The sequence below is a fragment of the Arthrobacter sp. P2b genome (genome assembly GCF_900168295.1).
Classification (GTDB): domain Bacteria; phylum Actinomycetota; class Actinomycetes; order Actinomycetales; family Micrococcaceae; genus Arthrobacter.
In genome coordinates this window covers 846,022-871,165 of the sequence record NZ_FVZL01000001.1, presented here as the reverse complement: position 1 = coordinate 871,165, position 25,144 = coordinate 846,022, and the positions used below count along the sequence as shown (strand labels likewise).

25 protein-coding genes are annotated in these 25,144 nt (G+C 65.1%); 12 read left to right on the top strand and 13 right to left on the bottom strand.

The features are described 5' to 3' along the window. Nucleotides 1-3: 3 nt before the first annotated feature. Complete coding sequence (locus tag B5520_RS03835; protein ID WP_254865451.1) at nt 4-1,299, bottom strand: branched-chain amino acid ABC transporter permease; 1,296 nt, start codon at nt 1,297-1,299, stop codon at nt 4-6. A gap of 481 nt (nt 1,300-1,780) precedes the next feature. Between B5520_RS03835 and B5520_RS03830 the strand changes: the two genes are divergently transcribed. Then, nucleotides 1,781-2,710, top strand: a complete 930-nt coding sequence (locus B5520_RS03830; protein WP_079595704.1) for a Bax inhibitor-1/YccA family protein — start codon at nt 1,781-1,783, stop codon at nt 2,708-2,710. Nucleotides 2,711-2,807: 97 nt separating this feature from the next. Here the strand turns inward: B5520_RS03830 and galK are convergent, their stop codons facing one another. Further along, nucleotides 2,808-3,989 (bottom strand): galactokinase, encoded by a 1,182-nt coding sequence (gene galK / locus B5520_RS03825; protein ID WP_079595703.1) that lies wholly within the window; start codon nt 3,987-3,989, stop codon nt 2,808-2,810. Further along, entirely contained in the window at nt 3,986-5,143 is a 1,158-nt protein-coding gene (gene galT, locus B5520_RS03820; protein ID WP_079595702.1) for a galactose-1-phosphate uridylyltransferase, read from the bottom strand. Before galT ends, galK begins: the two co-directional genes overlap by 4 nt. Nucleotides 5,144-5,243: 100 nt before the next feature. Here galT and B5520_RS03815 point away from each other — a divergent pair, with 100 nt between their 5' ends. The 4 genes from B5520_RS03815 to B5520_RS03800 are packed head-to-tail and all read left to right on the top strand — an operon-like array spanning nt 5,244 to nt 9,421. Next, a complete protein-coding gene (locus tag B5520_RS03815) occupies nt 5,244-6,203 on the top strand; it encodes an aldose 1-epimerase family protein (RefSeq protein WP_079595892.1) in 960 nt (319 codons plus the stop codon). A 39-nt stretch (nt 6,204-6,242) separates the two neighbouring features. After that, complete coding sequence (locus tag B5520_RS03810; protein ID WP_079595701.1) at nt 6,243-7,568, top strand: AI-2E family transporter; 1,326 nt, start codon at nt 6,243-6,245, stop codon at nt 7,566-7,568. Between the two features lie 3 nt (nt 7,569-7,571). Then, on the top strand, nt 7,572-8,810 hold the full coding sequence (ilvA, locus tag B5520_RS03805) for a threonine ammonia-lyase (protein ID WP_079595700.1): 1,239 nt from the start codon (nt 7,572-7,574) through the stop codon (nt 8,808-8,810). A gap of 8 nt (nt 8,811-8,818) precedes the next feature. Beyond that, the gene (locus tag B5520_RS03800; protein ID WP_079595699.1) at nt 8,819-9,421 is read left to right on the top strand and encodes a rhomboid family intramembrane serine protease; all 603 of its coding nucleotides are present in this window, start codon (nt 8,819-8,821) and stop codon (nt 9,419-9,421) included. A 79-nt stretch (nt 9,422-9,500) separates the two neighbouring features. On the opposite strand, the gene greA is transcribed toward B5520_RS03800, so the two are convergent. Further along, nucleotides 9,501-9,995: a transcription elongation factor GreA gene (gene greA / locus B5520_RS03795; protein ID WP_079595698.1), complete on the bottom strand. Its 495-nt coding sequence runs from the start codon at nt 9,993-9,995 to the stop codon at nt 9,501-9,503. 151 nt (nt 9,996-10,146) lie between these two features. Then, nucleotides 10,147-10,605: a DUF4307 domain-containing protein gene (locus B5520_RS03790; RefSeq protein ID WP_079595697.1), complete on the bottom strand. Its 459-nt coding sequence runs from the start codon at nt 10,603-10,605 to the stop codon at nt 10,147-10,149. A 120-nt stretch (nt 10,606-10,725) separates the two neighbouring features. Here B5520_RS03790 and mca point away from each other — a divergent pair, with 120 nt between their 5' ends. Together mca and B5520_RS03780 are read left to right on the top strand one after the other, a co-directional pair. Next, nucleotides 10,726-11,631: a mycothiol conjugate amidase Mca gene (gene mca / locus B5520_RS03785; RefSeq protein WP_079595696.1), complete on the top strand. Its 906-nt coding sequence runs from the start codon at nt 10,726-10,728 to the stop codon at nt 11,629-11,631. 99 nt (nt 11,632-11,730) lie between these two features. Continuing rightward, nucleotides 11,731-12,069 carry a hypothetical protein gene (locus tag B5520_RS03780; RefSeq protein ID WP_079595695.1) on the top strand — a complete coding sequence of 113 codons (339 nt, stop codon included), beginning with the start codon at nt 11,731-11,733 and terminating at the stop codon, nt 12,067-12,069. Between the two features lie 35 nt (nt 12,070-12,104). On the opposite strand, the gene B5520_RS03775 is transcribed toward B5520_RS03780, so the two are convergent. Further along, entirely contained in the window at nt 12,105-12,848 is a 744-nt protein-coding gene (locus B5520_RS03775; protein ID WP_254865449.1) for a PAQR family membrane homeostasis protein TrhA, read from the bottom strand. Nucleotides 12,849-12,999: 151 nt separating this feature from the next. On the opposite strand from B5520_RS03775, the gene B5520_RS03770 reads away from it, so the two are divergent. Next, nucleotides 13,000-13,761, top strand: a complete 762-nt coding sequence (locus B5520_RS03770; RefSeq protein WP_079595694.1) for an isoprenyl transferase — start codon at nt 13,000-13,002, stop codon at nt 13,759-13,761. A gap of 239 nt (nt 13,762-14,000) precedes the next feature. After that, nucleotides 14,001-15,419: a PhoH family protein gene (locus B5520_RS03765; RefSeq protein ID WP_079595693.1), complete on the top strand. Its 1,419-nt coding sequence runs from the start codon at nt 14,001-14,003 to the stop codon at nt 15,417-15,419. A gap of 424 nt (nt 15,420-15,843) precedes the next feature. Here the strand turns inward: B5520_RS03765 and B5520_RS03760 are convergent, their stop codons facing one another. Continuing rightward, nucleotides 15,844-16,491 (bottom strand): GNAT family N-acetyltransferase, encoded by a 648-nt coding sequence (locus B5520_RS03760; RefSeq protein ID WP_079595692.1) that lies wholly within the window; start codon nt 16,489-16,491, stop codon nt 15,844-15,846. A 31-nt stretch (nt 16,492-16,522) separates the two neighbouring features. Continuing rightward, nucleotides 16,523-17,317 carry a hypothetical protein gene (locus tag B5520_RS03755; RefSeq protein WP_176156752.1) on the bottom strand — a complete coding sequence of 265 codons (795 nt, stop codon included), beginning with the start codon at nt 17,315-17,317 and terminating at the stop codon, nt 16,523-16,525. A gap of 59 nt (nt 17,318-17,376) precedes the next feature. Here B5520_RS03755 and B5520_RS03750 point away from each other — a divergent pair, with 59 nt between their 5' ends. After that, a complete protein-coding gene (locus tag B5520_RS03750; protein ID WP_079595691.1) occupies nt 17,377-17,913 on the top strand; it encodes a prepilin peptidase in 537 nt (178 codons plus the stop codon). A 26-nt stretch (nt 17,914-17,939) separates the two neighbouring features. Beyond that, a complete protein-coding gene (locus B5520_RS03745) occupies nt 17,940-18,413 on the top strand; it encodes an NUDIX hydrolase (RefSeq protein ID WP_079595690.1) in 474 nt (157 codons plus the stop codon). A gap of 105 nt (nt 18,414-18,518) precedes the next feature. On the opposite strand, the gene B5520_RS03740 is transcribed toward B5520_RS03745, so the two are convergent. From B5520_RS03740 to B5520_RS03720, 5 genes are all read right to left on the bottom strand, one after another. Then, nucleotides 18,519-20,174 (bottom strand): MDR family MFS transporter, encoded by a 1,656-nt coding sequence (locus B5520_RS03740; RefSeq protein ID WP_079595689.1) that lies wholly within the window; start codon nt 20,172-20,174, stop codon nt 18,519-18,521. Beyond that, on the bottom strand, nt 20,171-20,842 hold the full coding sequence (locus B5520_RS03735; RefSeq protein ID WP_079595688.1) for a TetR/AcrR family transcriptional regulator: 672 nt from the start codon (nt 20,840-20,842) through the stop codon (nt 20,171-20,173). Before B5520_RS03735 ends, B5520_RS03740 begins: the two co-directional genes overlap by 4 nt. A gap of 159 nt (nt 20,843-21,001) precedes the next feature. After that, the gene (locus B5520_RS03730; RefSeq protein WP_079595687.1) at nt 21,002-22,429 is read right to left on the bottom strand and encodes a class II fumarate hydratase; all 1,428 of its coding nucleotides are present in this window, start codon (nt 22,427-22,429) and stop codon (nt 21,002-21,004) included. An 86-nt stretch (nt 22,430-22,515) separates the two neighbouring features. After that, nucleotides 22,516-23,130, bottom strand: a complete 615-nt coding sequence (locus B5520_RS03725) for a carbonic anhydrase (protein ID WP_079595686.1) — start codon at nt 23,128-23,130, stop codon at nt 22,516-22,518. Nucleotides 23,131-23,140: 10 nt separating this feature from the next. Beyond that, on the bottom strand, nt 23,141-23,821 hold the full coding sequence (locus tag B5520_RS03720; RefSeq protein ID WP_079595685.1) for a DUF4245 domain-containing protein: 681 nt from the start codon (nt 23,819-23,821) through the stop codon (nt 23,141-23,143). A gap of 226 nt (nt 23,822-24,047) precedes the next feature. Between B5520_RS03720 and glpX the strand changes: the two genes are divergently transcribed. Then, the gene (glpX, locus tag B5520_RS03715) at nt 24,048-25,070 is read left to right on the top strand and encodes a class II fructose-bisphosphatase (RefSeq protein ID WP_176156781.1); all 1,023 of its coding nucleotides are present in this window, start codon (nt 24,048-24,050) and stop codon (nt 25,068-25,070) included. Nucleotides 25,071-25,144 lie beyond the last annotated feature (74 nt).

The following is a 25,144-nucleotide window of genomic DNA, read 5'->3' as shown; positions in this document are numbered from 1 at the left end:
CTCCTAACCCACGCGCTCGCGTCGGCCCAGGATTCCCTGTGGCCGGAACAAGAGGACAACGATCATGATGAACAGGGCTCCCACGTACTTAAGGTCGGCGGCGAGGCCGAACACGGTTGTCAGCTCCACGAAGATGCCCACGATGATGGATCCGATCAGTGCGCCAAAGACGGTTCCGAGTCCGCCGAGGGTGACGCCGGCGAAGATCAGGAGGAGGATGGCGGAGCCCATATCGAAGGTGACGCCGGGCCGGTAGTAGGCCCACAGGATGCCGCCAAGGGATGCGAGCATGCCGCCGGTGATCCATACCAGCCGGATCACGCCGTCCACATCGATGCCCGAGGCCGCGGCGAGTGCGGGGTTGTCCGCCACGGCACGGGTGGCCTTGCCGAGCCTGGTCTTGAGCAGCACAATGCCGATGAGTGCGATCACCACTGCGCTGATGCCCAGCGACCAGAGGTTGTTGGGCGAGATGGATACCGGGCCCAGCTGGATTTCGGGGCTCTGGGCAAACGGCAGCTGTTGGGTGGCGCCGCCGAAGTAGAACTGGATCACGTAGCGGACGGCCAGGGCGAGGCCGATACTGACAATCATCATGGGCACGAGGCCCGTACCGCGCCGACGCAGCGGCCGCCACAAGCCCCTGTCCTGGGCATACCCGAAAAGGCCGCCGCCCAGCAGGGACAGGATCAGTGCCAGCCAGAACGGAAGGCCGATGGCGTTGAACGCGAACACCAGAACGGCACCCAGCGTCACCATCTCGCCGTGGGCGAAGTTGGTCAGGCCGGTGGTGCCGAAAATCAGCGACAGCCCAACTGAGGCCAGGGCGAGGAGGAGCCCGAAGCTCAACCCCGCCACAAGGCGGTTGAGGAGGTTCTGTCCAAAGTCCTGCTGCTGGACCACGATGCCTTTGCCAAACGCAAAAATCACCGACAGGTTGGAGGTCTGGCTGAAGGTGACATCGCGCGGGTTTTCCTGGCCTTCGGCCAGCGTGATGCCTTCAGGCAGGGTGGATTCGTCCAGCTCAACGGTGTACGTGCCCTGTTCGGGTACGCCGATGTTCCAGGAGCCATTCACCGCTGACTTGGCAGTGCCCGTGAAGTCGCCCTTTGTTGCGGTGATGGTCACGTCCGCCAGGGGAGCGCGGGTGTCATCGCGGAGGAATCCACTGATGTTGTTCTGGAAGGTCTGGTTCGACGGGGATGGTGTCGGTGACGGGGAAGTGGCCTGGGACGCCGGGGCGGCCACCAGGAGGATTGCCAGGATGGAAGCACTGATGGCTCCCAACAGTCTCAGCAACCCTCGGCGTCCTCTTGCCGGCAGGCCTTGGGGTGTACTTCTCAAATTGATAACCTCCACTTGGGGGCGGTCCCGGCTGCGCCGTTGCAGCCGCTGCGAACGGATGCAAGGTTGGGAGGCGCCATCTGGCCCGGCGCCGTCACGCGTGTGAGTTCCGTCACCCTGCTTGGCTTATGCTACAGCGCGCAAGAACCCGCAAATGCCTTGGTCAGGGCGTTGATGGTAGCGATCGGATAACAACTGTGCAGCCCTTTACGGCAGCAGCGGGCGGAACTCCCCAAGAAACCTTTGTTGAGTCACGGTGTTTTCCGGGCAGCCTCCGAGCCCGTTTGATCCACACGGGCAGCTGCTCCTGCCGCGAACAGGGTCACGGTTGCATTGCACCGGGATGAATTCGGGAACTTTCAAGGGTGCATCGACGTGGAAATTGGTAGCGTAAACCTTAAGGTTCACATCACACCCACAATGGAGGAATCCCGCAATGGCACTTGGCGGCAACCCGATCTTCAACGGAAAGAGCTTCCGTGGAGCCACCCAGACACCGCCTGTCCCGCAGGCTCCCTACGGCAACGCTCCCTACGGCCAGGCCCCTTATGGACGGCCTTACGGCCAGCAGCCCTATGGCCAGGTTCCCTACGGCCAGCCTGCATACGGCCAGCAGGGCTGGAACGCCCAGCCGCAGAACATGACCGACGAACAGCTGCAGCAGATGTACAACCAGCCTGCTGCAGGCCCGGCGGACACCGGCCGGATGACCTTCGACGACGTCATCGTCAAGACCGCAGCCTGCCTCGGCGTGCTGCTCGTCGGCGCCGCGGTGACAATGTTCGTCAGCATGGGCCTCGCGTCACTCCTCATGATCGTCGGCGCCTTGGGCGGCTTCGTTCTGGCCCTCGTCAACACGTTCAAGAAGCAGCCCTCACCGGCACTGATCCTTGCTTATGCAGGCCTGGAAGGCCTCTTCCTTGGCGGCCTCACCCGGGTCCTGGACACCATGTACCCGGGGGTGGGGCTTCAGGCCGTCCTCGGCACGCTGTCCGTCTTCACCGTGACGCTCCTCCTCTTCAAGAGCGGCAAGGTACGCGCCACGCCAAAGGCCATGAAGTTCTTTATGATCGCCATTGTTGGCTACGCGCTGTTCTCCGTGGTGAACCTCGTCATGATGATGACGGGTCTGACCACTGAGCCGTTCGGGCTGCGAAGTGGCATCATCGGCATCGCCATCGGCATCCTGGCCATCGGCCTCGCGGCCTTCTCGTTGGTCATGGACTTCACCAGCATTGAAGCCGGCGTCCGAAGCGGTGCTCCGCAGCGCTTCTCCTGGACGGCCGCTTTCGGCCTGACCGTCACGCTGGTCTGGCTGTACGTAGAGATCATTCGCCTGCTGGCCATCCTGCGCGGGGACGACTAGCACCCAGGCGGCGCCGCCGTCGTCGTCTGTTCCTTAACAATGAAGGCCCCACCTCACGGTGGGGCCTTCATTAGTTCCTGCGCCAGTGTCTTGGCGCCTACGCGATGCGCGTGGCACCCGCGGCAGGCGAAACCGTGAAAATGTCCGGTGCCGTGAAGCCCGCCCGGGCAAAGGCCTGTACGACGGCGTCGCGCACCTTTTGCTCGGAGCCGGCAGGGGTGAGCGCGATCGCCGCTCCACCGAAACCGCCGCCGGTCATTCGGGCGCCAAGTGCGCCACTGGCCCGCGACGTATCCACGGCGAGGTCCAGCTCGGGGCAGGAGATCTCAAAGTCGTCGCGCATGGAAGCGTGGCTCGCATCCAGCAGGTGTCCGATGGCTGACGGGCCCTGCTCCGCGAGAAGTTCCACGGTTTGGAGGACCCGGTCGTTTTCGGTGACAACATGCCGAACCCGCCGGAACGTCACTTCGTCCAGGAGTCCGCTGGCTTCCTCCAAGTCTCCCACCTGTACATCACGCAGTGCCTTAACACCCAGGACCTGGGCGCCGAGCTCGCATGACGCACGCCGCGAGGCATAGCCGCCGTCAGAGTGCGAGTGTGAAACCTTGGTGTCGATGACGAGCAATACCAGGCCGGCGGGCTCCGTCTCGAAGGGAACCAGCCGGGCGGTCTGGTCCCGGCAGTCCAGGAACACCGCATGGCCCTGTGAACCGCGCAGTGACGCTGACTGGTCCATGATTCCGGTGGGGGCTCCCACGAAGTCATTTTCGGCCTGCTGGGTGGCCAGGACCATCTCCTGCGCCTCCAGTCCTGCGCCGGTCAGTTCGTTCAGGGCGGTGATGACGGCGCATTCGATGGCGTGGGACGAGGAAAGCCCGGCCCCGAGGGGGACGTTCGAGTCCAGCAGGAGGTCGATGCCCGGCACATCGATACCGCGCCTGCGGAGCGCCCAGATGACGCCGAGCGGGTACTTTGTCCAGCCCTTGGCGGCGCCGGGCTCGAGGGAGTCAAGCGTGGTGGTGACAATGCCCTGGTCGCCGTAGGTGGACAGCAACCGGGCCGTGGAATCGGAGCGCACTCCAACGGCCACCCGGGCAGTGCGGTCGATGGCAAAAGGCAGGACAAAGCCGTCGTTGTAGTCCGTATGCTCGCCGATCAGGTTGACGCGCCCCGGTGCCTGCCAGATGCCGGCAGGAGCGCTCCCGAACTCGTGCGTGAACCGGGCGGCGAGGTCCTGGGTGCCGGCTGCGGCGGCGAGGGGGTCAGGTGCAGTGCTCACGCGGGGGCTCCTTCGGGCGCGGCGGCCAGGACGGCCGGGAAGGCGGCGGACGGCGGAACGGAGACGGCGCGCAGGCGTTCGGCCACGCTTTCCGGGGTGGTGTCATTGATGAAAGCACCCATCGCTGCCTCCGAACCGGCAAGGTACTTCAGCTTATCGGCAGCACGCCGGGGTGAGGTGAGCTGCAGGTGCAGATAGCCCGCAGCGCGCAGCGCCGGCTCCAGGGGAGCCTGGTGCCAGGCGGAAATGTACGGCGTGGGAGTGGGATACAGGGCATCCAGGCGTTTGAGCAGATCGAGGTAGACGTGCGCCAGTTCATCCTTCTCTTCTCCGCTCAGGGCCGCCAGGTCCGGAACGTGGCGGTGCGGAACCAGATGGATTTCCAGCGGCCAGCGGGCCGCGAACGGGACGTAGGCACTGAAGTTCTCGCCTTCCATGACCATCCTGCTGCCATCCTCGCGCTCCGCCCTCAGCAGTGAGCCGGTCAGGGTCTCCCGGCCGTCCTGCGCATCGTAGAACTTGCGTGCAGCTGCGCCCAGGACGCCCGCCCGGGGAGTGACATAGGGGTAGGCGTAGATCTGGCCGTGGGGATGGTGCAGGGTGACACCGATATCCGCGCCACGGTTTTCAAACGGGAATACCTGTTTGATCCCGGGCAATGCGCTCAGGGCGGCGGTCCGCTGTGCCCAGGCCTCGATCACCGTGCGGGAGCGGACCTCGCTGAGCCCGCTGAAGGAACCTGTGTGCTCGGGCGTAAAGGACACCACCTCGCAGCGGCCATAGGCCGGACCCTTTGTTCCCCACGCGGCCTGGTCCGGGACGGGGCCGACGGCCGGGCCGAGGGACGGGAAGCGGTTCTCGAAGACCACCACATCGTAATCGGCAGCCGGAATTTCCGAGGGGTTGCTGCCGGTGGTGGGGCAGATGGGGCACTGGTCTGCGGGAGGAAGGTGGGTCCGGGACTGCCGGTGGGCAGCGACGGCCACCCATTCTTCAGTCAAAGCGTCGAAGCGGATTTCTCCCGGTTCACCGCGCGGAGGCAGGCCACGGTGGTCGGTGGTGAACTCGGCTGCACGCGGGGTGCTGGTGCCGGCGTCATCGAAATAAATCAGCTCCCGGCCGTCCGAAAGTCTGGTGCTGGTGGTCCCTGTCATAGAAGAAGTGTCGCACATTCGCTCAAAAAAGAATAGTTAACAACAAAAGACAACATGTTGGGCTGGAGGGACCCGGCGTGGCCGCGGTACGGTAATGCCCATGACATCGACTTCCTCCCAGGATTCCCTTGCCGGTTCCAACGCCCAGGCCTACGCGACGGGCCGGCAGTACGAGCTCCGGCGCGGCGACGCATTGGCTGTCGTCACCGAACTTGCCGCCGGCCTCCGCTCGTTCACCAGGGGAAATGTGCTCCTGACGGAGACTTACGGCGATGACCAGATCCCGCCCGGCGCAACGGGAATTACGCTGGCGCCCTGGGCCAACCGGGTGGAGGACGGAACGTGGTTCCTTGATGGCAAGAAGCAGCAGCTGGACATCACCGAAGTGTCCCGGAACAACGCAAGCCACGGCCTGCTCCGCAATGCCGCCTACGCTCTGGTAGACGAGTCACAGCACTCCGTCTCCCTGGAAGCAACCATCTTTCCGCAGCACGGCTACCCCTTCCTGGCGCGGCACCGCGTCCAGTACCTGATAAACGATGACCTGGGGCTGGTGGTGCGCCAGACCCTGACCAACCACGCCAAGGCATCCGCCCCCTTTGTCCTGGGCGCCCACCCGTACCTCCGCCTGGGTGACTCGCCCATCGAGGAACTGGTGCTGACGGTTGCCGCCGATACCCAACTGCTGGTGGATGAACGCCTCATTCCCCGCAGCAGCGCTCCCGTAGAGGGGGATACGGACTTCCGGGCGGGCAAGAATATCGCCGACCTCAGTGTTGATGTTGCCCTCACGGACCTGCAGCGTGAAGCAGGCAAAGCCCGGCACACCCTTGCCTCGGCTGACGGGCAGAGCGTGAGCCTCTGGCAGGACGAAGCATGCGGATATGTCCACGTCTATGTGAGCACCCTGTACCCCGGCCGCAGCCGCGCAGTCGCCGTCGAACCCATGACCGGACCTGCCAACGCCTTCAACTCCGGCGACGGCCTCCGCTGGCTGGCGCCGGGCGAATCCTTCACCATTGAGTGGGGAATTGACTACAGCCCTGGTGGGGCCGGATAGCAGTTTCCCATTAGGGGACGGCTGGGGAAGTATTAGGCTATGACGCCAACCGGGGATCCCGTACCGCCCACCAGCCCATCCCCATTGCAGCAACAGCCTGCTGCCGTGCCGCCGTTGAGGGTTCGAACGGACCGTGAACTGGACCAGGACATTCCCTATGGAATCCGGATCGCCGCATCGTGGGCATGGCGGCTTGGACTCATCCTCCTGGTGGGCGGGGCCCTGGTTTGGCTGCTGAGGGGGATCAGCTTCCTCATCATCCCCGTCATGGTGGCCGCTCTGTTGGCCGGCCTCTTGAACCCGGTGGTGGGGTGGCTCAAGCGCGACCGGGTGCCGGCAGGCCTGGCCGTAGCCATCACCGTGCTGGGCTTCCTGGGCCTGATTGCGGGAGCGCTGGCGCTGGTGGGCAGGCAGCTCATCGTCGGTTTCGGGGAACTCTGGTCCGAGGCGCTGACCGGAATAAGGCAGATCCAGGACTGGCTGTCAGAGGGGCCCCTCCACCTGACCGCAGACCAGATTGACCAGTACCTGCAGGAAGCAAGTACCGCGCTGCAGGACAACAGCAGCAGCATCCTCAGCGGGGCCCTTTCCTTCGGCAGCACTGCAGGGCATTTTGCCGCGGGACTCATCCTTGCGCTCTTCGTCCTGATCTTCTTCCTGCTGGAAGGGGACAGGATCTGGGCGTTCCTGGTGCGGCTGCTTCCCAAAAAGGCCAGGGCCGCAACGTTTGGGGCCGGGCGCAAGGGCTGGTCATCCATGGTGAGCTACGCCCGCATCCAGATGTTCGTTGCGTTCGTGGATGCGGTGGGCATCGGCGTGGGAGCGGCCATCATCGGCGTTCCGCTGGCGCTTCCGCTGAGCGTGCTCGTGTTCATAGGCTCGTTCATTCCGATTGTTGGTGCCCTGGTCACGGGCGCCATCGCCGTGCTGCTGGCCCTGGTGGCCAACGGCCCGGTGAACGCCCTGATCATGCTGGCCATCGTGCTGCTGGTCCAGCAACTGGAAAGCCACATCCTGCAGCCCCTCGTCATGGGCAAGGCCGTAGCGCTGCACCCGGTGGCCGTCATCCTGTCCGTGGCCGCGGGTTCCTACCTGGCCGGCATCCCCGGCGCCCTGTTCTCGGTGCCCATCCTCGCCGTCGCAAATTCCGCCATTCGCTACATTGCCGCCAGAACGTGGGAACATGAACAAGTGCCGGCAACGCCGCTGGTGGCTGGCCCGCCGGCGGACAACACGATTAAGCACGTCGAGCCGCCGGAGCCGATCCAGCGCGGCAGGGACGCCGTTACCGGCACGACAGCAGAACATCCTGATGCCCGCACCTCAGCGGAGCGGGGCACCGGGGACGAATCCAGAGGAGAATAGTCCGTGAACATCCTTGAAACCCTTCCCGTCACACTGGACGATGTCCTGGAGGCGCAGAAGCTGCTTGACGGGATTATTGCGCGCACGCCTGTGGAATCGTCCAGGGCCCTGGGGGCCATGGTGGGCGGCGACGTGTACTTCAAGTGCGAAAACCTGCAGCGGGCAGGATCGTTCAAGGTCCGGGGCGCCTACGTGCGCATGGCCCGGCTGTCCCCGGAGGAGAAGAAGCGGGGAGTTGTGGCGGCATCGGCCGGCAACCATGCCCAAGGCGTGGCCGTGGCCGCCAAGAGCCTGGGCATCAAAGCCCGGATCTACATGCCGCTGGGCGTCGCGCTGCCGAAGCTTGCTGCCACCCGCAGCCACGGCGCCGAAGTGATCCTGCACGGCCACAATGTCGACGAAGCGCTCGCGGAAGCCCAACGCTACAGCAACGAGACCGGCACGGTGTTCGTCCACCCCTTTGACAATGTGGATGTTGTTGCCGGCCAGGGCACCCTGGGCCTTGAGATCCTGGAACAGGTGCCCAACGTGGATACGGTCCTGATGGGCGTCGGCGGCGGCGGGCTGCTGGCCGGTGTCGCCGTCGCCATCAAGGCGCGGGCAAAGGAGCTGGGCCGGGAAATCCGCATCATTGGCGTCCAGGCGGAAAACGCCGCAGCCTACCCGCCGTCGTTGGCGGCTGACGCGCTGGTACCCCTGAAGAAGGTGTCCACCATGGCGGACGGCATTGCCGTGGGGCGTCCCGGCCAGCTGCCGTTCAGCATCATCCGCGAACTGGTGGATGACGTGGTCACCGTCAGCGAAGACTCGCTGGCCCGTGCGCTGATCTTCCTGCTGGAACGGGCCAAGATGGTGGTGGAACCCGCCGGGGCCGTAGGAGTGGCAGCACTCATGGACGGCAAAATCGAAAATCCCGGAACCACCGCAGTGGTTCTTTCCGGCGGCAATATCGACCCGATGCTGATGCTCAAGGTCATCCAGCGCGGCCTTTCCGCCGCGGGGCGTTATATGACCGTCCGCATGATGCTGGACGACCGCCCGGGCTCACTGGCCACCATCGCCAGGATCATTGCGGAGAACGATGCCAACGTGACGGGCCTTGACCATACCCGGGTAGGCGGCTCCATCAGCATGGGGGACGTCTCCATCACGGTGAACCTCGAAACCAAGGGTCACCAGCACGGTGAGCAGGTCCTCAGCGCGCTCCGTGCCGAAGGCTTCCAGCCAATCGTGGTGCATTAGGACGCGCCATGGCCGGGCTGATGGGTTTCGGGCAGCGGCAGACCGTGGCCGCAAGGGCCAAAGGCGGCCTCCTGGTATTGGGCGCCTTCGTGGTCCTGCTGTTTGTTATTGAGCTGTTCAACATGGTGATGCTGCGTTCGCTTAACAGCACGTTCGGCCTGCGGCCGCGCAGCGCTGACGGGCTGCTGGACATCTTCACGTTTCCGCTCCTGCACGCGAACCTGAACCATCTGCTGTCCAACAGCCTGCCGCTGATCATCTTTGGCTTCCTGGTGTTCCTCTCGGGCCTCCGGGTGTTCCTGACGGCGCTGGCATTCAGCTGGCTGGGATCCGGCCTTACCGTGTGGCTGATCGGCGACGGCGGCATCACCGTGGGGTCGTCAGGCCTCGTCTTCGGGCTGTTTTCATTCCTGCTTGTCCGCGGCTTCTTCAACCGGAGCTGGCGCCAAATCCTGTTGGCCGTGGTCCTCTTCATGGGTTACGGAAGCATCCTTCTGGGAGTCCTGCCCATCGTGGCCGGCTTCGTCTCCTGGCAGGCCCACCTGGGCGGCGCGGCCGGGGGAGTGGTGGCGGCCCTGCTCCTGCGCCCGCGGACCGGCAGGACGCCGTAACGGCATCCCCGAATGACCCAATAAACGAAGAGCGCCGGCCGTCCCCAGGGGACGGCCGGCGCTTTTGGTGCGCGGGAAACTAGCCTGCGTACGGCTTGGCGGACAGGATCTCCACCTTGATGTCCTTGCCGTTGGGAGCAACGTAGCTCAGCGTGTCGCCTTCCTTGTGGCCAAGGATGGCCGCACCCAGCGGTGACTTTTCGCTGAAGACGTCCAGGTCCGAGTCGCCGGCGATTTCACGCGAGCCCAGGAGGAAGGTCTCTTCGTCGCCTGCGATCCTCGCGACGACGATCATGCCGGGCTCAACGATTCCGTCGTCTGCAGGAGCCTCGCCCACATGGGCGTCGCGGAGCAGCGCCGTGAGCTGGCGGATGCGGGCTTCGATCTTGCCCTGTTCCTCCTTGGCAGCGTGGTAGCCGCCGTTCTCCTTAAGGTCACCCTCCTGCCGGGCTGCTTCAATCTTCTGGACGATCTCCGCCCGGCCAGCGCCGGAAAGGTGGTCCAGCTCTGCCTTCAGGCGGTCAAAAGCTTCCTGGGTGAGCCAGGCTGCAGCTGCGCTGTTGGTGGTAGACACGGACTTCTCCTCTAATGGTCCTACATGCAAAAGACCCCGCCACGGTGGCCACTTGTGGAACAGCAACCAGCTCAGCGGGGTAAAGGTATTGCTCCATTGTAGTCAATCCCCCGGACTTAACCCAACAATGGAGCGGCGCACATCACATGTCTTACGCTGTTCCGTCAGCTATCCAGCAGCTGTCCACCACGCCGGACACGGAAAGCGACTCGGTGCGCACGGCCACCCGCTGCGAAACTGTCCTGCCGCCGTCGGCCGTTCCTTCCGCTGCGTCCGCGGGAATGTCCACCACTTTCCAGCCGACCACCGCGTACTTTGAATCGAGCGCCTTGACGGCGCACTTGACGGCGGTCCCCGGCTCGCGGGTCACCTGGAAGTCCACCTCAGCAAGGGTGGCATCGGGAGTGGTGTATCCCACGTCCTTGAACGTGACGTCCGTCAGCGAGTTGGACGTTGAAACCCACGCCATGAAGCCGATTCCTCCGGCCAGGGCCACGCCCGCAATGGTGCGCTTGGCGGCGGGCGTCAAGCCGCGCTTTTTAGCACCATAGCGATTGGCTAGGCTAGTGTCTGCGGGCGCGGTTGGAGCCGGCTGGTCCGGGGAAGTCACCAGACCAGTTTAGTGCCCTTTCCGCCGGGGCCGGTTGCAGCGGCGACCGGCAGCAGTCCACCCCCGTTCCCCGTCCATTCAGCAGCACTTGGCAAAAGATGAATTAGGAGCCGTCCTTCCATGACAGCGTCCAGCAACTCCCCGGCACCGCTACGGCTGCTCGCAGTCCACGCCCACCCGGATGATGAATCCAGCAAGGGCGCTGCGACCATGGCCATGTATGCCGCCTCTGGCGTGGATGTCATGGTTGCCACGTGCACGGACGGTTCCCGCGGGGACATCCAAAACCCCGCGGTGGAGGGCGAACCCCACCCGAAGCGGGACATGGCAGGGGCCAGGCGGCTGGAAATGGACCGGGCCGCCGCCATATTGGGCATCAGGCAACGCTGGCTGGGTTTTGTTGATTCCGGGCTCCCCGAGGGCGACCCGCTGCCTCCGCTGCCTTCCGGTTCCTTCGCCACCCTGCCCCTGCACCATGCTGCAGCACCGCTGGTGAGGCTGGTGCGGTCCTTCAAGCCCCACGTCATCCTCAGCTACGACGAAAACGGCGGGTACCCCCACCCGGACCACATCATGGCGCACCGGGTTGCTGTTGAAGCCTTCGATTCCGCCGGCGACCCCGCCCGGTACCCGGAGGCGGGGGATCCATGGGAACCCAGCAAGCTCTACTATGACCGGGCCTTCAGCCCCGAGCGTTTCCGTGCGCTGCACTTCGCGCTGGAAGAGGCCGGCCTGCAGTCCCCGTACGCCGAGCGCCTGGCCGCGTGGCTGGAGTCCGACGCCGAGGGGCACACCCCGCCGCCGGCTCCGCACCCCACCACCACGCAGGTGGACTGCGGGGATTTCTTCGAAGTGCGCGACGACGCCCTCCGGGCCCACCGGACGCAGGTGGATCCGCTGGGGTTCTTCTTTGCCGTCTCCGCTGAGATGCAGCGGCGCGCCTGGCCGTGGGAGGACTACTCGCTGATCCGCTCCCGGGTACCCTCGGAGCTCCCGGAAAAGGATCTGTTCGCGGGGCTAAGATAGAACCGCAGGCAATTTCTATGCCGCGTAGAAGATAGGTTCAGGCCCTGTGGCCGTGCTGTCCGCCGCCTGCTGCAACCCGTTCCACAGAAGGTTTTAAACGTGCATCGTCTGCTCCTCAGCCTGGCCACAACCCCCACACCGCTGCCCACCCCTACTCTGCGGGAAGGTATCTCGGAGGATCAGGTGACGCCGGGCCTCCTGGGCTTCATCATGACTGCCTTCTTCGTGGTGGCCACCGCACTGCTGATCGTCGACATGGTGCGGCGGATCCGCAGGGTGCGGTACCGTGCCCAGGTGGAGGAGGACCGCCTTGCGGCCGCTGCCGCCGCCGACGTGCAGGCGTCCGACGCCCAGGACGGGCTCAATGCCCCCGAACCCGGCCGGTCCGACGGCGACGGGAACGGCATTGCCCCCGGCCAGTCCCGGCCGCGGGAGTAAGGCGCCCGGACTCTCCGCTTTCCGCCTGCCGCAGCTCAGCCCAGCACTGCCAGGGTGATGGCCGTGAAGTGGGCCGCGAAGGCAAAAACGGTGAAAGCGTGGAAGAGCTCGTGGAAGCCGAAGTGGTGGTAGCTGATGTTCGGTTTCTTCAGGGCGTAGAAGATTGCGCCGGCAATGTAGAGGGCGCCGCCGACGCAGATCAGCACGGCTGACGGAACGCTGGCCTGGAAGAACTGCGGAAGGTAAAACAAGGCGCCGCAACCCAGCGCAATGTAGATGGGAACGTACAGCCACCGCGGCGCGTCCGTCCACAGGAGCCGGAACAGCACGCCAAGGATGGCTCCGGACCAGATGACCCACAGCAGCAGGACCGCCTGCGGACGGTCCAGGAGGGTCCAGGCCAGCGGTGTATAGCTGCCCGCGATCACCAGCATGATGTTGGTGTGGTCCAGCCGCTTGAGGACCATCTTTACGCCGGGGGACCAGTTGCCGCGGTGGTAAACGGCGCTGATCCCGAAGAGCAGCACGCCGGTGGCGGCGTAGATGGCTGATGTGATCTTGCGGTCCGGCGTCGGAGCCAGTGCCACCAGGACAATCCCGGCGATGAGGGCCAGCGGTGCTGTGACGGTATGGATCCAGCCGCGCCACTTTGGCTTGATCATCAGCAGCTCAGCGAGCCTGACTGCAGCGTCGTCCACCGCACCGGTTTCGGGGTTTGCTTCCGCCGGATGTCTCTTCGGCTCCGGCACGTGCGGGGTATCCGGAGAGTCGCTCTTCATCGCTCCAGAATAACTTACGTCCCGGTAAGTTACTGGCGGGTAATGTCTTATCCTCCGGCGGCCGGTGCCCGGTGGGACTGCCACTGCCCAGGCTGGCGGTAGCCTAGGATGTGGCAAGTACGTACAGCAAGGAAGTCAGGTGAGTGGACGCGTGGAGTTGCCCGGGTTCCTCTACGGCTTTTACGAGCGCAGGCTCCTCAAAGACCTATCCCGGGACCGGATCCCGCGCCATATTGGGGTCATGGTGGACGGCAACAGGCGGTGGGCCAAGCAGTTCAACGCCCCCACCAGCCAGGGCCACCAGGCAGGTGCGGACAAGATCCATGAGTTCCTGGGCTGGTGCCAGGAGCTCGGCGTTAAGGTGGTCACGCTCTACATGCTGTCCACGGACAACATGAACCGCTCCAGCGAAGAGCTGGACCTCCTGATGGGCATCATCGCCAACACCTTGGACCGCCTGGACGAGGACTCCAACATCTCCGTCCACGCGATGGGGGCGCCCGAACTGCTTCCCGAATACCTCGCCGAGCGCCTGAACAAGCTGACTGCGCGCACGCCGGTCCGCGAGAAGATCCACGTCAACGTTGCGGTGGGCTATGGCGGGCGCCGGGAAATCGTGGACGCCGTGCGCGAACTCCTGCGCGACGCCATGGCCAAAGGCAAGGACATCCCGCAGCTTGCCGACGAGCTGAGCGTGGACGACATTTCCCGCTTCCTCTACACCCGCGGGCAGCCGGACCCTGACCTGGTGATACGGACTTCCGGCGAGCAACGGCTCTCGGGTTTCCTCATGTGGCAAAGCGCCTACAGCGAGTTCTACTTCTGCGAGGCGCTCTGGCCCGCCTTCCGCAAGGTGGACTTCCTGCGTGCCCTCCGCGACTACGCGGGCAGGCAGCGGCGCTTCGGCTCCTGACGTCCGCCATTCACTGCGAGTTCACGCAAGCGCAACAGGAATCGCCGCGTAATGGTTGCGGAAATTACTTGGGGTGGAATTACGTTATATCCATCAGCAGGCAAAACCGCCGGCTGATCGGGGAGGCCAGTACATGGAGCGAAACATCGCACCGGTTGTATGGGAGGCCGGACCCGGCCTCGTGGCCGAGCCGCCTCACCAATAACAAATCCGGGCTGGCGCCCGGGGCTGGAGTCGATGTGGCTACTTCTGAACAACTGCCCGAGGTCGTTTTTGACCAGGGAGGGAAAGCTACCTCTCGCGCCATGCGAGCCACCACACAAACCGGCGCAGCAACGGATGCTGCGGCCGGTTTTGCCGTCTCCGGAAAGGAAGCCGACATCCACACCTTCGTGATCGACACCTCGGTCCTGCTGTCCGACCCCCGCGCACTGCTTCGCTTCGCCGAACACGAAGTCATCGTCCCGGTGGTGGTTATCACCGAGCTTGAGGCCAAGCGGCATGATCCCGAACTCGGCTACTTCGCACGCAAGGCACTCCGGCTCCTCGACGACCTCCGGGTCAAACATGGCGGCCTCAACCAGCCCATCCCCATCGGAGACGACGGCGGCACCCTCATGGTGGAGCTGAACCACATTTCCGCAGAGGTGCTGCCACTGGGCTTCCGCAGCGGCGACAACGACAGCCGCATCCTCGCCGTAGCCAAGAACCTCTCCAACGAGGGCCGGGACGTTACGGTAGTGTCCAAGGACCTGCCGATGCGGGTCAAGGCCTCCGCCATGGGGCTCACCGCCGACGAATACCGCAACGAGCTGGTCAAGGATTCAGGCTGGACAGGCGTTGCCGAGGTTGAAGCCAACGAACAGGAAATCTCCGCTCTGTACGGCCATGAGCCGGTCTTCATCCCCGCGGCAGCCGAGATGCCGGTCAACACCGGACTCGTCCTGCTTTCCAACCGGGGATCCGCCCTGGGCCGGGTAGGCCCCGACAAGCAGGTCCGCCTGGTGAAGGGCGACCGGGACGTCTTCGGCCTCCACGGCCGGTCCGCCGAACAGCGCCTGGCCATCGACATGCTGATGGATCCCGCCGTCGGAATCGTATCGATCGGTGGCAGGGCCGGCACCGGCAAGTCAGCCCTGGCACTCTGCGCCGGCCTGGAAGCCGTACTGGAACGCCGCGAGCACCGCAAGGTGATCGTCTTCCGTCCCCTCTACGCCGTGGGCGGGCAGGAACTGGGCTACCTGCCAGGCTCCGAGTCCGAAAAGATGAATCCCTGGGCCCAGGCCGTTTTCGACACCCTCGGCGCGCTGGTCAGCCAGGAAGTGGTGGAGGAGGTCATGGACCGCGGCATGCTCGAGGTCATGCCCCTCACCCACATCCGCGGCCGCTCCCTCCACGACGCCTTCGTGATCGTGGACGAGGCCCAGTCCCTCGAAAAGAACGTCCTCCTCACCGTCATGAGCCGCATCGGCCAGAACTCCAAGATCGTGCTGACCCACGACGTCGCCCAGCGCGACAACCTCCGCGTCGGACGCCACGACGGAATCGCCGCCGTCGTCGAAACCCTGAAAGGACACCCGCTCTTCGGCCACGTCACCCTGACCCGCTCCGAACGCTCGCCAATAGCAGCCCTGGTCACAGAACTGCTCGAAGGCTAGGTCCCCTGGAGGAAGGGCCGTGACCGCGTTTGGGCTGGTCGCGGCCCTTTCGTGTGTGGCAGTAGCCGGGTCCGTGGGTCCCCAGCACTTCGCCGTCGCTTAGACACCTCCCGCCGCGCCGCTCCGGTCGCGGACGACCTGCGCAGCGCTCTGGTCGGCGATGCGCTCCTACGCGAAGCGCTGGCGACCCACGTGTGCCTTGCCTCACCGCGCGAGACGAACGTGCTCACAAGCCTGGTCACGGGCCTTCTCGTAGGAGCGCATCGCGGCGCATCGGCTGCCGGAGGTCGCCCAGCGACCGCAGGTGGCCCTATGCGTCGTGTCTAAGCGACGGAGAAGGACCGTGGCCTGGCGAACCCAGCCACGGCGCCGCACTCAACCTGACGACGAAGTGTTAGCGACGGACGGACCCAGCCACCGGGCACTAAGTGACCTTGAGGAACGCTGCTGCTGCTTCGTGGCCCTCTACGTGGAGGGTCCAGTCGGGGCGTTTGAAGGTCTCGGGGGTGAGGCGGACGTGCTGGACTGTTTCGGCCTTGGTGCCCCAGGCCTTGCGGGTGGTTCCGTTGAGCTCGTAGCCGAGGGAGCGGGAGACACCCAGGGAGGCTTTGTTCCAGGCTGCTGCCTCTGATTCGGCGGCGTCGGCGCCGAGCCAGTCGAAGGCGTACAGTGCGACCGCGGCGCGCATCTCCTTGCCCAGTCCCTGCCCCTGGGCGGACTGCTTGAGCCAGGAGCCGGTGGAAACTGTGCGAAGGGTGGCGAAGTCCTTCGCGCCCACGTCCTGGCAGCCCAGGAATTCCCCGCCGCGCCAGATGCCCAGGAGCAGGGTCCAGCTTTCGGGGGTACATTCCGCGCGGCATTTCCAGTACCAGCGGGCCATGTTGGGGCCGAGCTCCTCTGCGGGAAGCTCGGCCCAGGGGGTGCTGAACGGGTTCCTGCCGGCTTGGTGGATGCCGCTGCGGGCCGCGGCCACGGCGCTGGGGATCTCGTCGTCCGTGATTGGGCGGAGTTCGAGCCGTGGGGTGGCCAGCCTGAGGTCGAAGAGTGGCCAGACGGAGCTCAGCGTAGTCATCAGCGAAGCCTAGCTGATGGCGCGGAAAGGGTCAGGCCGGGATGTCCCAGCTGATGTGCCGCCGCACGTCCGTAAGGTTCATCGATTCGGCCAGGAACAGGTCATCGAGCATGTACTCGTCCACGGCGATGATCCGGAGCCAGTGGCCGTATTCTTCGTTCCCGGGTTCCAAGGACTGGCTGGCCACGCAGACCCCGGTGCCCAGGTCCACCCGGATGCGGGACGGCCCCGGAAGGCAGAGGGGCGCTGCGGGGTCACCGGGATGGTAGGCCGCCGTGGGCGTCACAAGTGCCTCGAACGCCGGCATGCCCTCGTGGTCGACGGTGTGAAGTTCCTGTACCTGGACTGCGTTGCTGCCCGGGAACTCCAGGGGAACCGGTGCGTTGCCGGCGAGTTCCACCGGATCGAGTGCTGCCGAGAAGCGGCCGTTCCCGAATCCGGGCTCCCCGTAGGCTGCCTCGGGCCGGCGCTTGACCAGGCCCGCATCATCGTAGACGGGGGTGACCAGATGCGGGGGCAGCAGCCAGGATTTCCGGGTGGAACTGACGTAGGAGCCATCCCGCGAGTCGTTGATGCCGGTGGTGCTGTGGAGGACCAGTCCCTCAGGGCTTTCCAGGCGGAGTGCCCCCGGCCGGCGTAGCCACGCCCTGACCAGGGGTGCGCCGGGAGAAGGTGCCTCCGCAAAGGGTTCGTCCCAGTATTCAAAGCGCAGGGACTGCCACTTCCACGGCGAGGACCGGCACAGGTTGCGGAACGTGGTGATCGGATCTGCGGGGGGTGCGCCGCCGTTCGGGTCCGGGCGGTGCCGGCTATCCCATGTCGCCATATCCACAGTTTACGCGGGGGCGGTAGGGCGGCCAGGGGAATTCCAGTAGCATCCGGAGGGTGATCGGACGACTCGGCGAACTGTGGCAGCACAATCCGGTGGCCTTTTGGCTGGTGCTTGCGGCGTGCCTGTACTTTGCCGTGATGGCTGTCCGGCTGACGGTGATCGATGTCCGTCACCATCTCCTGCCCAACCGGATCGTATTCCCGTCCTATGCCGTGGCCGGAGTGCTGCTGCTGATGGCAGCTGCTGTGGCGGGTGCCGCCGAGCCGGAGGGTCCGCTGCCCGCCCTGCTCGCCGTTCCGGTGCGCGTGGTGGCCGGAGCGGGGCTGCTGTGGCTCTTCTACTTCGTCCTTCGGCTTGTTTATCCGCCGGGCATGGGGTTTGGTGACGTCAAGCTGGCCGGGGTGCTGGGGATGTACCTGGGCTACCTGGGCTGGGGGCACCTTTTTGCCGGTACTTTCCTGGCGTTCCTGCTGGGTGGCCTGTGGTCCATTGCCCTGCTTGCGGCGCGGCGGGGAACACTGAAGTCCTCCATCCCGTTTGGCCCCTTCATGCTGGCCGGGGCGGCCGCCGCCATGCTGCTGCCTGCCTGAGAAGCAGCACTGGGTAGGCTGTCCGTATGCCTGCGCCTGACTACATCCTGAGTTTACGGAAGAAGATTGGTAATGCCCCGCTGTGGGTCCCCGCGGTCAGGGGAGTGGTGGTGGACGCTGCAGGCCGCATCCTGCTCGCCCAGCGGGCAGACAACCGGCAGTGGGCGCTGATCAGCGGAATACTGGATCCGGGGGAGCAGCCGGCCCGCGGTCTTGTGCGGGAAATTTTTGAGGAAACCGCCGTGGTGGCAGAAGCCGAGCGTGTGGTGTCCGTGGGGGCCGTGGGCCCTTTCACTTACCCGAACGGTGACGTCTGCGAGTTCCTCGACGTGGTTTTTCTATGCCGGTACATCAGCGGGACTGCAAGGGTCAACGACGACGAATCCCTGGCGGTCAGCTGGTTCACAATGGATGAACTTCCCGACGACCTCATGCCGGGGCACCTGACCAGCATCCGCCACGCCCTGGCACCTGCCGAGGCGGCGCACTTCGAACCCTGACCAGCTACTAAAAACAGGGACGCCGCAATCTCCCAGGATTGCGGCGTCCCCGTTTCCCGTGCAGCGGCACCCGTCCCGGCCACGGCTGGGGGAGTACGACGGCGGTCAGCGGCCTTGGGAGACCAGCCCGCCGTCGTCGTCCCTCACGCTGTTTCCGGCCTGGCCGGCAAGCCCGGCGGCAAGAAGCTCGGCTTCCTCGCCGCCGACCGCCTCACCGCGCGCCACCATCCCGGCGGTGTCCGAGAGCGGGATCTGCTTGAGCGTGATGGCCAGCAGCAGGGCCACGGCGATAAAGGGCAGCAGGTACCAGAACACCGGGGCAAGGGAGCCTGCGTAGGCGTTGACCACGGCATCACGCAGCTGCTCCGGGAGCTGGGTCAGCGCGTGCGGGTCCAGGGTGCTGGTGGACTGTGCCGCCTGTTCAGCAGATGCGCCGGCGCCGGTGAAAGCACTGGTGAGGGACTCGGACAGCCTGTTGGTGAAAATCGCGCCGAACACCGCTACGCCCATGGCGGCTCCTACCTCGCGGAAGTAGTTGTTGGTGCTGGTGGCGGTGCCGATCTGATCGGCCGGGACGGAGTTCTGCACCACCAGGACTGTCACCTGCATGATCAGGCCGAGCCCTGCCCCGAAGAAGAACAGCTGGACGCAGATGACCCAGATGGGGGTGGCAGCGGCAAGGGTGGTCATCCACAGCATGGCCGCCATGGTAAGGGCTGCACCCAGGATGGGGTACATCCTGTACTTGCCGGTCTTGGAGATCCGAATGCCCGAGTAGATGGAGGTGCCCATCAGGCCCGCCATCATCGGCAGCATCAGCAGGCCCGATTCCGCTGCCGAAGTACCGGAGGACATCTGGAGGAAGGTGGGCACGAAGGCCAGCGCCGAAAACATGCCCAGGCCCAGGGTGAAGCCGATGGCCGTGGCGTTGACGAAGATGCGGTTCCGGAAGAGGCTCAGCGGAATGATGGGGTCCTCGGCGCGGCGCTCGACCATAACAAAGGCGGCAGCCGAAACCAGCAGCCCGGCACCAAAGGCCCAGGTCAACGGGGAGTCCCAGCCTTCATCCTTCTTGCCGCCGAAGTCGGTGAAGAAGATGAGGCACGTGGTGGCGGCGGAGAGCAAAACAACGCCCAGGATGTCGATCCGCTTCTCGGCCTTCTTGTTGGGAAGCGTCAGGGTGAACCAGGCGATGGCGAAAGCGGCGATGCCGATGGGGATGTTGATGTAGAAGGCCCATTCCCAGGTCATGTGGTCCACAAAGAAGCCGCCCAGCAGGGGACCGGCCACGGCGGAGAGGCCGAAGATGGCGCCGAGCGGGCCCATGTACTTGCCGCGGTCCTTGGCGGGCACGATGTCGGCAATGATCGCCTGCGAGAGGATCATCAGTCCGCCGCCGCCCAGGCCCTGGATGGCGCGGAAGATGACAAAGCCCCAGAAATCGGTGGCGAGGGCGCAGCCAACCGAGGCGAGCGTGAATAACGCGATGGCTATCAGGAAGAGGTTGCGCCGGCCCAGGACGTCGCCGAACTTGCCATAGATGGGCATCACGATGGTGGTGGCCAGCAGGTAGGCGGTAGTAATCCAGGCCTGGTGTTCCACCCCGCCGAGCTTGCCCACGATGGTGGGCATGGCGGTGGAGACAATGGTCTGGTCGAGGCTGGACAGCAGCATCCCGGCGATCAGCGCCGAGAAGATGATCCAGATGCGTTTCTGCGTCAGCAGCAGGGGGCCCGCTGGCGGCTTGGTGGCGATACTCATGGTTGTCCTTCTGCGGCGGGGGTTTCAGGGTGTCCGAGGGGCTGGGAGAAGAGTGTGCTGGCGGCCGTGATGTTTTCCATCAGCAGGTCGGGGTAAGGGCGGGTGTTGCCGTCGGAGAAGTAGGCCATGCTGCTCTTGCGGGCGATGGTGCCAAGCAACACCACGGCCATCTGCACCACGGGATGGTCCGCGGCCACGCCTTCCCGGCGGGCGACGTCGCGGGCGAACTGCGCCTCGCGCTGCTCGGTGATGCCGATGATCCTCAGGATCAGCTGGGGCTCTTTTTTGATCACGCCGATCAGCTGCCGGGTGTCCTCCTCGGAGCCGGCCATGCCCTCGGAAAGCCGCAGGGAGAGCCGCACCAGGTCCTGGAACAGGGTGGGGGAGATTTCACCGGGCGGAGACGAGGCGCCGCCCTCAATGAATTCCTCGATGACGTCCGCGGGGATGTCATCGTCCGCGTGGCCAATGATCGCGTCTTCCTTGGTGGGGAAGTAGTTGAAGAAGGTGCGGCGGGAGATGTCGGCGCGCTCGCATACTTCCTCCACGGTATAGCCGTTGAGGCCATGTTCTGCGGTCAGTGCCCGTGCGGCGGCAGTGATGGCTGCACGTGTGGCGGCGCGCTTCCGTTCGCGGAGCCCGCCCTCAATAACTGCACTTTCTTCCATGGAGTATATTTTTGCACTCAGACAGTAATAGTGCAAAGTTACGTGCCTACGACGGCGGGACGGCCCTGAGGCCGAAGGTGCGCCAACCTGCCTTAAACGACGGCGGCCGCCCGCCTTCGCTGGGAAGGTGGGCGGCCGCCGTCGTACTTGCTGCGGGTGTCAGGCCTTGTGGGCCGGGGACGTCATGGTGGTGACATCCAGGGCCTTGTCGAGGTCGGCTTCGGAGACCTTGCCTTCACCGTCACCGACGAAGCCGAGCTTCTCGGTGGCCTGGCGGACGGTGAGGCCTTCGGCCACGGCCGTCTTGGCAATCTTGGCGGCGTTCTCGTAGCCGATGTACTTGTTCAGCGGGGTGACGATGGACGGCGAAGCCTCTGCCAGGAAGCGGGCACGCTCCACGTTGGCCGTGATGCCGTCGATCATCTTGTCGGCCATGACGCGGCTGGTGTTGGCCAGCAGGCGGATGGATTCAAGCAGGTTGGAGGCCATGACCGGGATGCCGACGTTCAATTCGAAGGCGCCGTTGGTGCCGGACCAGGCGATGGCGGTGTCGTTGCCGATGACCTGGGCGGCGACCATGATGGACGCCTCGCAGATGACGGGGTTGACCTTGCCGGGCATGATCGAGGAGCCGGGCTGCAGGTCCGGGATGGCGATTTCGCCGAGGCCGGTGTTGGGGCCGGAGCCCATCCAGCGCAGGTCATTGTTGATCTTCATGAAGGAGATGGCGATGTTGCGCAGCTGGCTGGACGCTTCGATGAGGCCGTCGCGGTTGGCCTGTGCCTCGAAGTGGTCGCGGGCCTCGGTCAGCGGCAGGCCGGTGTCCGTGGCGAGGAGCTCGATCACACGCTCCGGGAAGCCTGCCGGGGTGTTGATGCCGGTTCCAACAGCGGTGCCGCCCAGCGGAACTTCGGCAACGCGGGGGAGCGAAGCGTTGATCCGCTCGATGCCGTAGCGCACCTGTGCTGCGTAGCCGCCGAATTCCTGGCCCAGCGTGACCGGGGTGGCGTCCATCAGGTGGGTGCGGCCGGACTTGACGACGTCCTTGAACTCAACGGCCTTGCGCTCCAGGGATTCGGCCAGGTAGCCGAGGGCCGGGATGAGGTCGTTGATCAGGGCCGAGGTTGCGGCCACGTGCACGGACGTGGGGAACACGTCGTTGGACGACTGGGAGGCGTTGACGTGGTCGTTCGGGTGGACAACCTTGTCGCTTCCGGCAGCCTTGAGGGACCGGGTTGCCAGTTCGGCGATGACCTCGTTGGTGTTCATGTTCGAGGACGTGCCGGAACCGGTCTGGAAGACGTCGATGGGGAAGTCGCCGTCGTACTTGCCGGTGGCTACCTCATCGGCAGCCTCCGCGATCGCCTTGGCCAGCTCGCCGTCGAGCACTCCAAGTTCAGCGTTGGCCTGGGCGGCTGCCTTCTTGACCCGGGCGAGGGCCTCGATGTGGGCGCGTTCCAGAGTCTTGCCGGAGATGGGGAAGTTTTCAACTGCACGCTGCGTCTGTGCACGGTACAGTGCGTTCACGGGGACGCGGACTTCGCCCATCGTGTCGTGTTCAATGCGGAATTCTTCAGTGGAAGTCATGGGGTTAGCTTAGGGCGATCAGCCGTGCCACCGAAAACCGTGAAGAGCATGCTACGGGTCCCGGCAGCGCGGCTTTTCGGCGCCTTCTAGAGGTCGCCGATTCCCGAAACAAGGTTCGCGCGGCCCTCCGCAAGGCTGTAGGACAGGCCGATGACGGCAGTCCGCCCTTCCTGGATTGCGTCGGAAATCACACGTGAGCTGTCCACCAGACGCTGCGAGGTCTGCTTCACGTGTTCCACCACCATGTCGTTGACCTCGGTTTCGTTGTTGCGCAGCGAGGTGAGGACGGACGGGGTGATCCGCTCCACAAGGTCCCTGATGAATCCGGTGGGCATCTGTCCGGTCTCCACGGCAGACTTGGTGGCGGAGACGGCACCGCAGCTGTCGTGGCCCAGGACAACGATCAAGGGGACCCCGAGCACACCGACGCTGTACTCAAGCGAGCCAAGGACGGCGTCGTCAATCACCTGGCCTGCGGTCCGCACCACAAATACGTCACCCAGTCCGACGTCGAAGATGATCTCGGCGGCCAGGCGCGAATCCGAGCAGCCGAAAATTACGGCGAAGGGGTGCTGGTTCTCCACCAATGAGGACCGGCGGGATGCGTCCTGGTTGGGGTGGGAAGTTTCACCGTTGACAAAGCGTTCATTTCCTTCGCGCAGGCGGCGCCAGGCAAGTGCGGGAGTCAGGTAGGTAGTCACCCTGCTTACCTTAAGGGGCAGTGGTGGCCGCAGGTGAAACTGTGACGGCGGGATTGCTGTCGATGGACTTCACGACGGCGTCAGCGAGGGTGGCGAACTCGTCCAGTTCGGCGGCGCCGGACAGGATGACGGTAGTTCCGCGGTAGTCGAGGACCAGGGATTTCTCGCCTTTGCCGGTGTCCCGGAGCTCCCACTCCTGGCCGCCTGCGTTGCGCGAGCCGGTGACCGGCGCGTTGCGGGTCTGCTGCAGCAGCCAGGTGGGGTTGGCCTTGGTGGTCTGCACCAGGGCGATGAACGAATCCTTGGGTGTCAGGAAGCCGACCTCCCACGTGGGCACCCCGCTGCCGGTTCCCGCTTCCCACCGTGCGTAGTTCGGCCTGAAAGCGCCGCCCGTATCGGGGGCCGCCGGTGTGAATCCCGCCACATCCGCGGCATTCCTGGAGACCGCCGCGACGTCGACGTCCGGACGGTAGCCGTCGCTTTTGGGCAGCGGGTTCATCAGGATGATCGGCAGGAACGCGGCGATGCTCACCACGAGGGCGATGATCATGCCGATCACCGAAGCGTTGGCACGTTTGGCCGCTGCGGCCGGAATGACAGGCTTAACCGGGGCATCCGCGCCCGTTCCACCTGCGCCCTGGCTGCCTGCGGATCCGGCCGGCTCGGGACTGGGACTGGTCTTTTCCTGCATGTCATTCACCCCTCTATAGTCGCCCATCCGGGGACGCAAGTTCTATTCGGCGCCCTCGGGTGCCCGGCCGCTCCGTTCCTGCACATTGCGCACCCGCGTCATCCGCCGTCCCGGGAGCTGTGAGCGCGACTATGATCGGGAGTAGAGGAATCACCGTCCCGCTGTTCCGGCTGGGCGGGTTCAATGATCGCCACTCGAAGAAGAGGTTCACGTGTCACCAGCGTCCATGACCCAGAAGTACTCCACGATCTCACCGTCCCTGGCTGTGGGCAACGATGAGCCGGACCGCAACCTTGCCCTCGAGCTTGTCCGGGTTACCGAAGCTGCGGCAATCGCCGGCGGACACTGGGTGGGTTTCGGCGACAAGAACACGGCGGACGGCGCTGCCGTGGACGCCATGCGCTCCTTCCTGCAGACGGTCCACTTCAACGGCGTCGTGGTCATCGGTGAAGGCGAAAAAGACGAAGCCCCCATGCTGTTCAACGGCGAACGCGTCGGTGACGGCACCGGCCCCGAATGCGATGTGGCCGTCGATCCCATCGACGGAACGCGGCTCACCGCGCTGGGCATCAACAACGCGCTGGCGGTCCTGGCCGTGGCAGAACGCGGTTCCATGTTCGACCCCTCAGCCGTGTTCTACATGGAGAAGCTCGTCACCGGCCCGGAAGCCGCCGACATGGTGGACCTCCGCCTGCCGGTGAAGCAGAACCTCCACCTGATCGCCAAGGCCAAGGGCGTGAAGGTCAACCAGCTCAACGTCATGATCCTGGACCGCGACCGCCACCGCCCGCTGGTCGAGGAAATCCGCGAGGCCGGCGCCCGCACCAAATTCATCATGGACGGAGACGTCGCCGGTGCCATCGCCGCCGCCCGCTCCGGAACGGGCGTCGACGCCCTGATGGGCATCGGCGGAACCCCCGAAGGAATCGTCGCGGCCTGTGCCATCAAGTCCCTTGGCGGCGTGATCCAGGGCCGGCTGTGGCCCACCAGCGACGAAGAAAAGCAGAAGGCAATCGACGCCGGCCACGACCTGGAACGCGTCCTGTCCACCAACGACCTCGTCTCCAGCGACAACTGCTACTTCGCTGCCACCGGCATCACCGACGGTGACCTCCTGAAGGGCGTCCGCTACTCCAAGGACAAGGTCCTGACCCAGTCCATCGTGATGCGTTCCAAGTCCGGGACCATCCGCTTCGTGGACGGCGAGCACCAGGCCAGCAAGTGGGAAGGCTACGCCCGCAAGAGCTGATCCGCGGCCACGCATTCCACCCGGAGCCCCGGAACGCCCAGCGCGTTCAGGGGCTCCGGCGTTAAGCCTTGGTA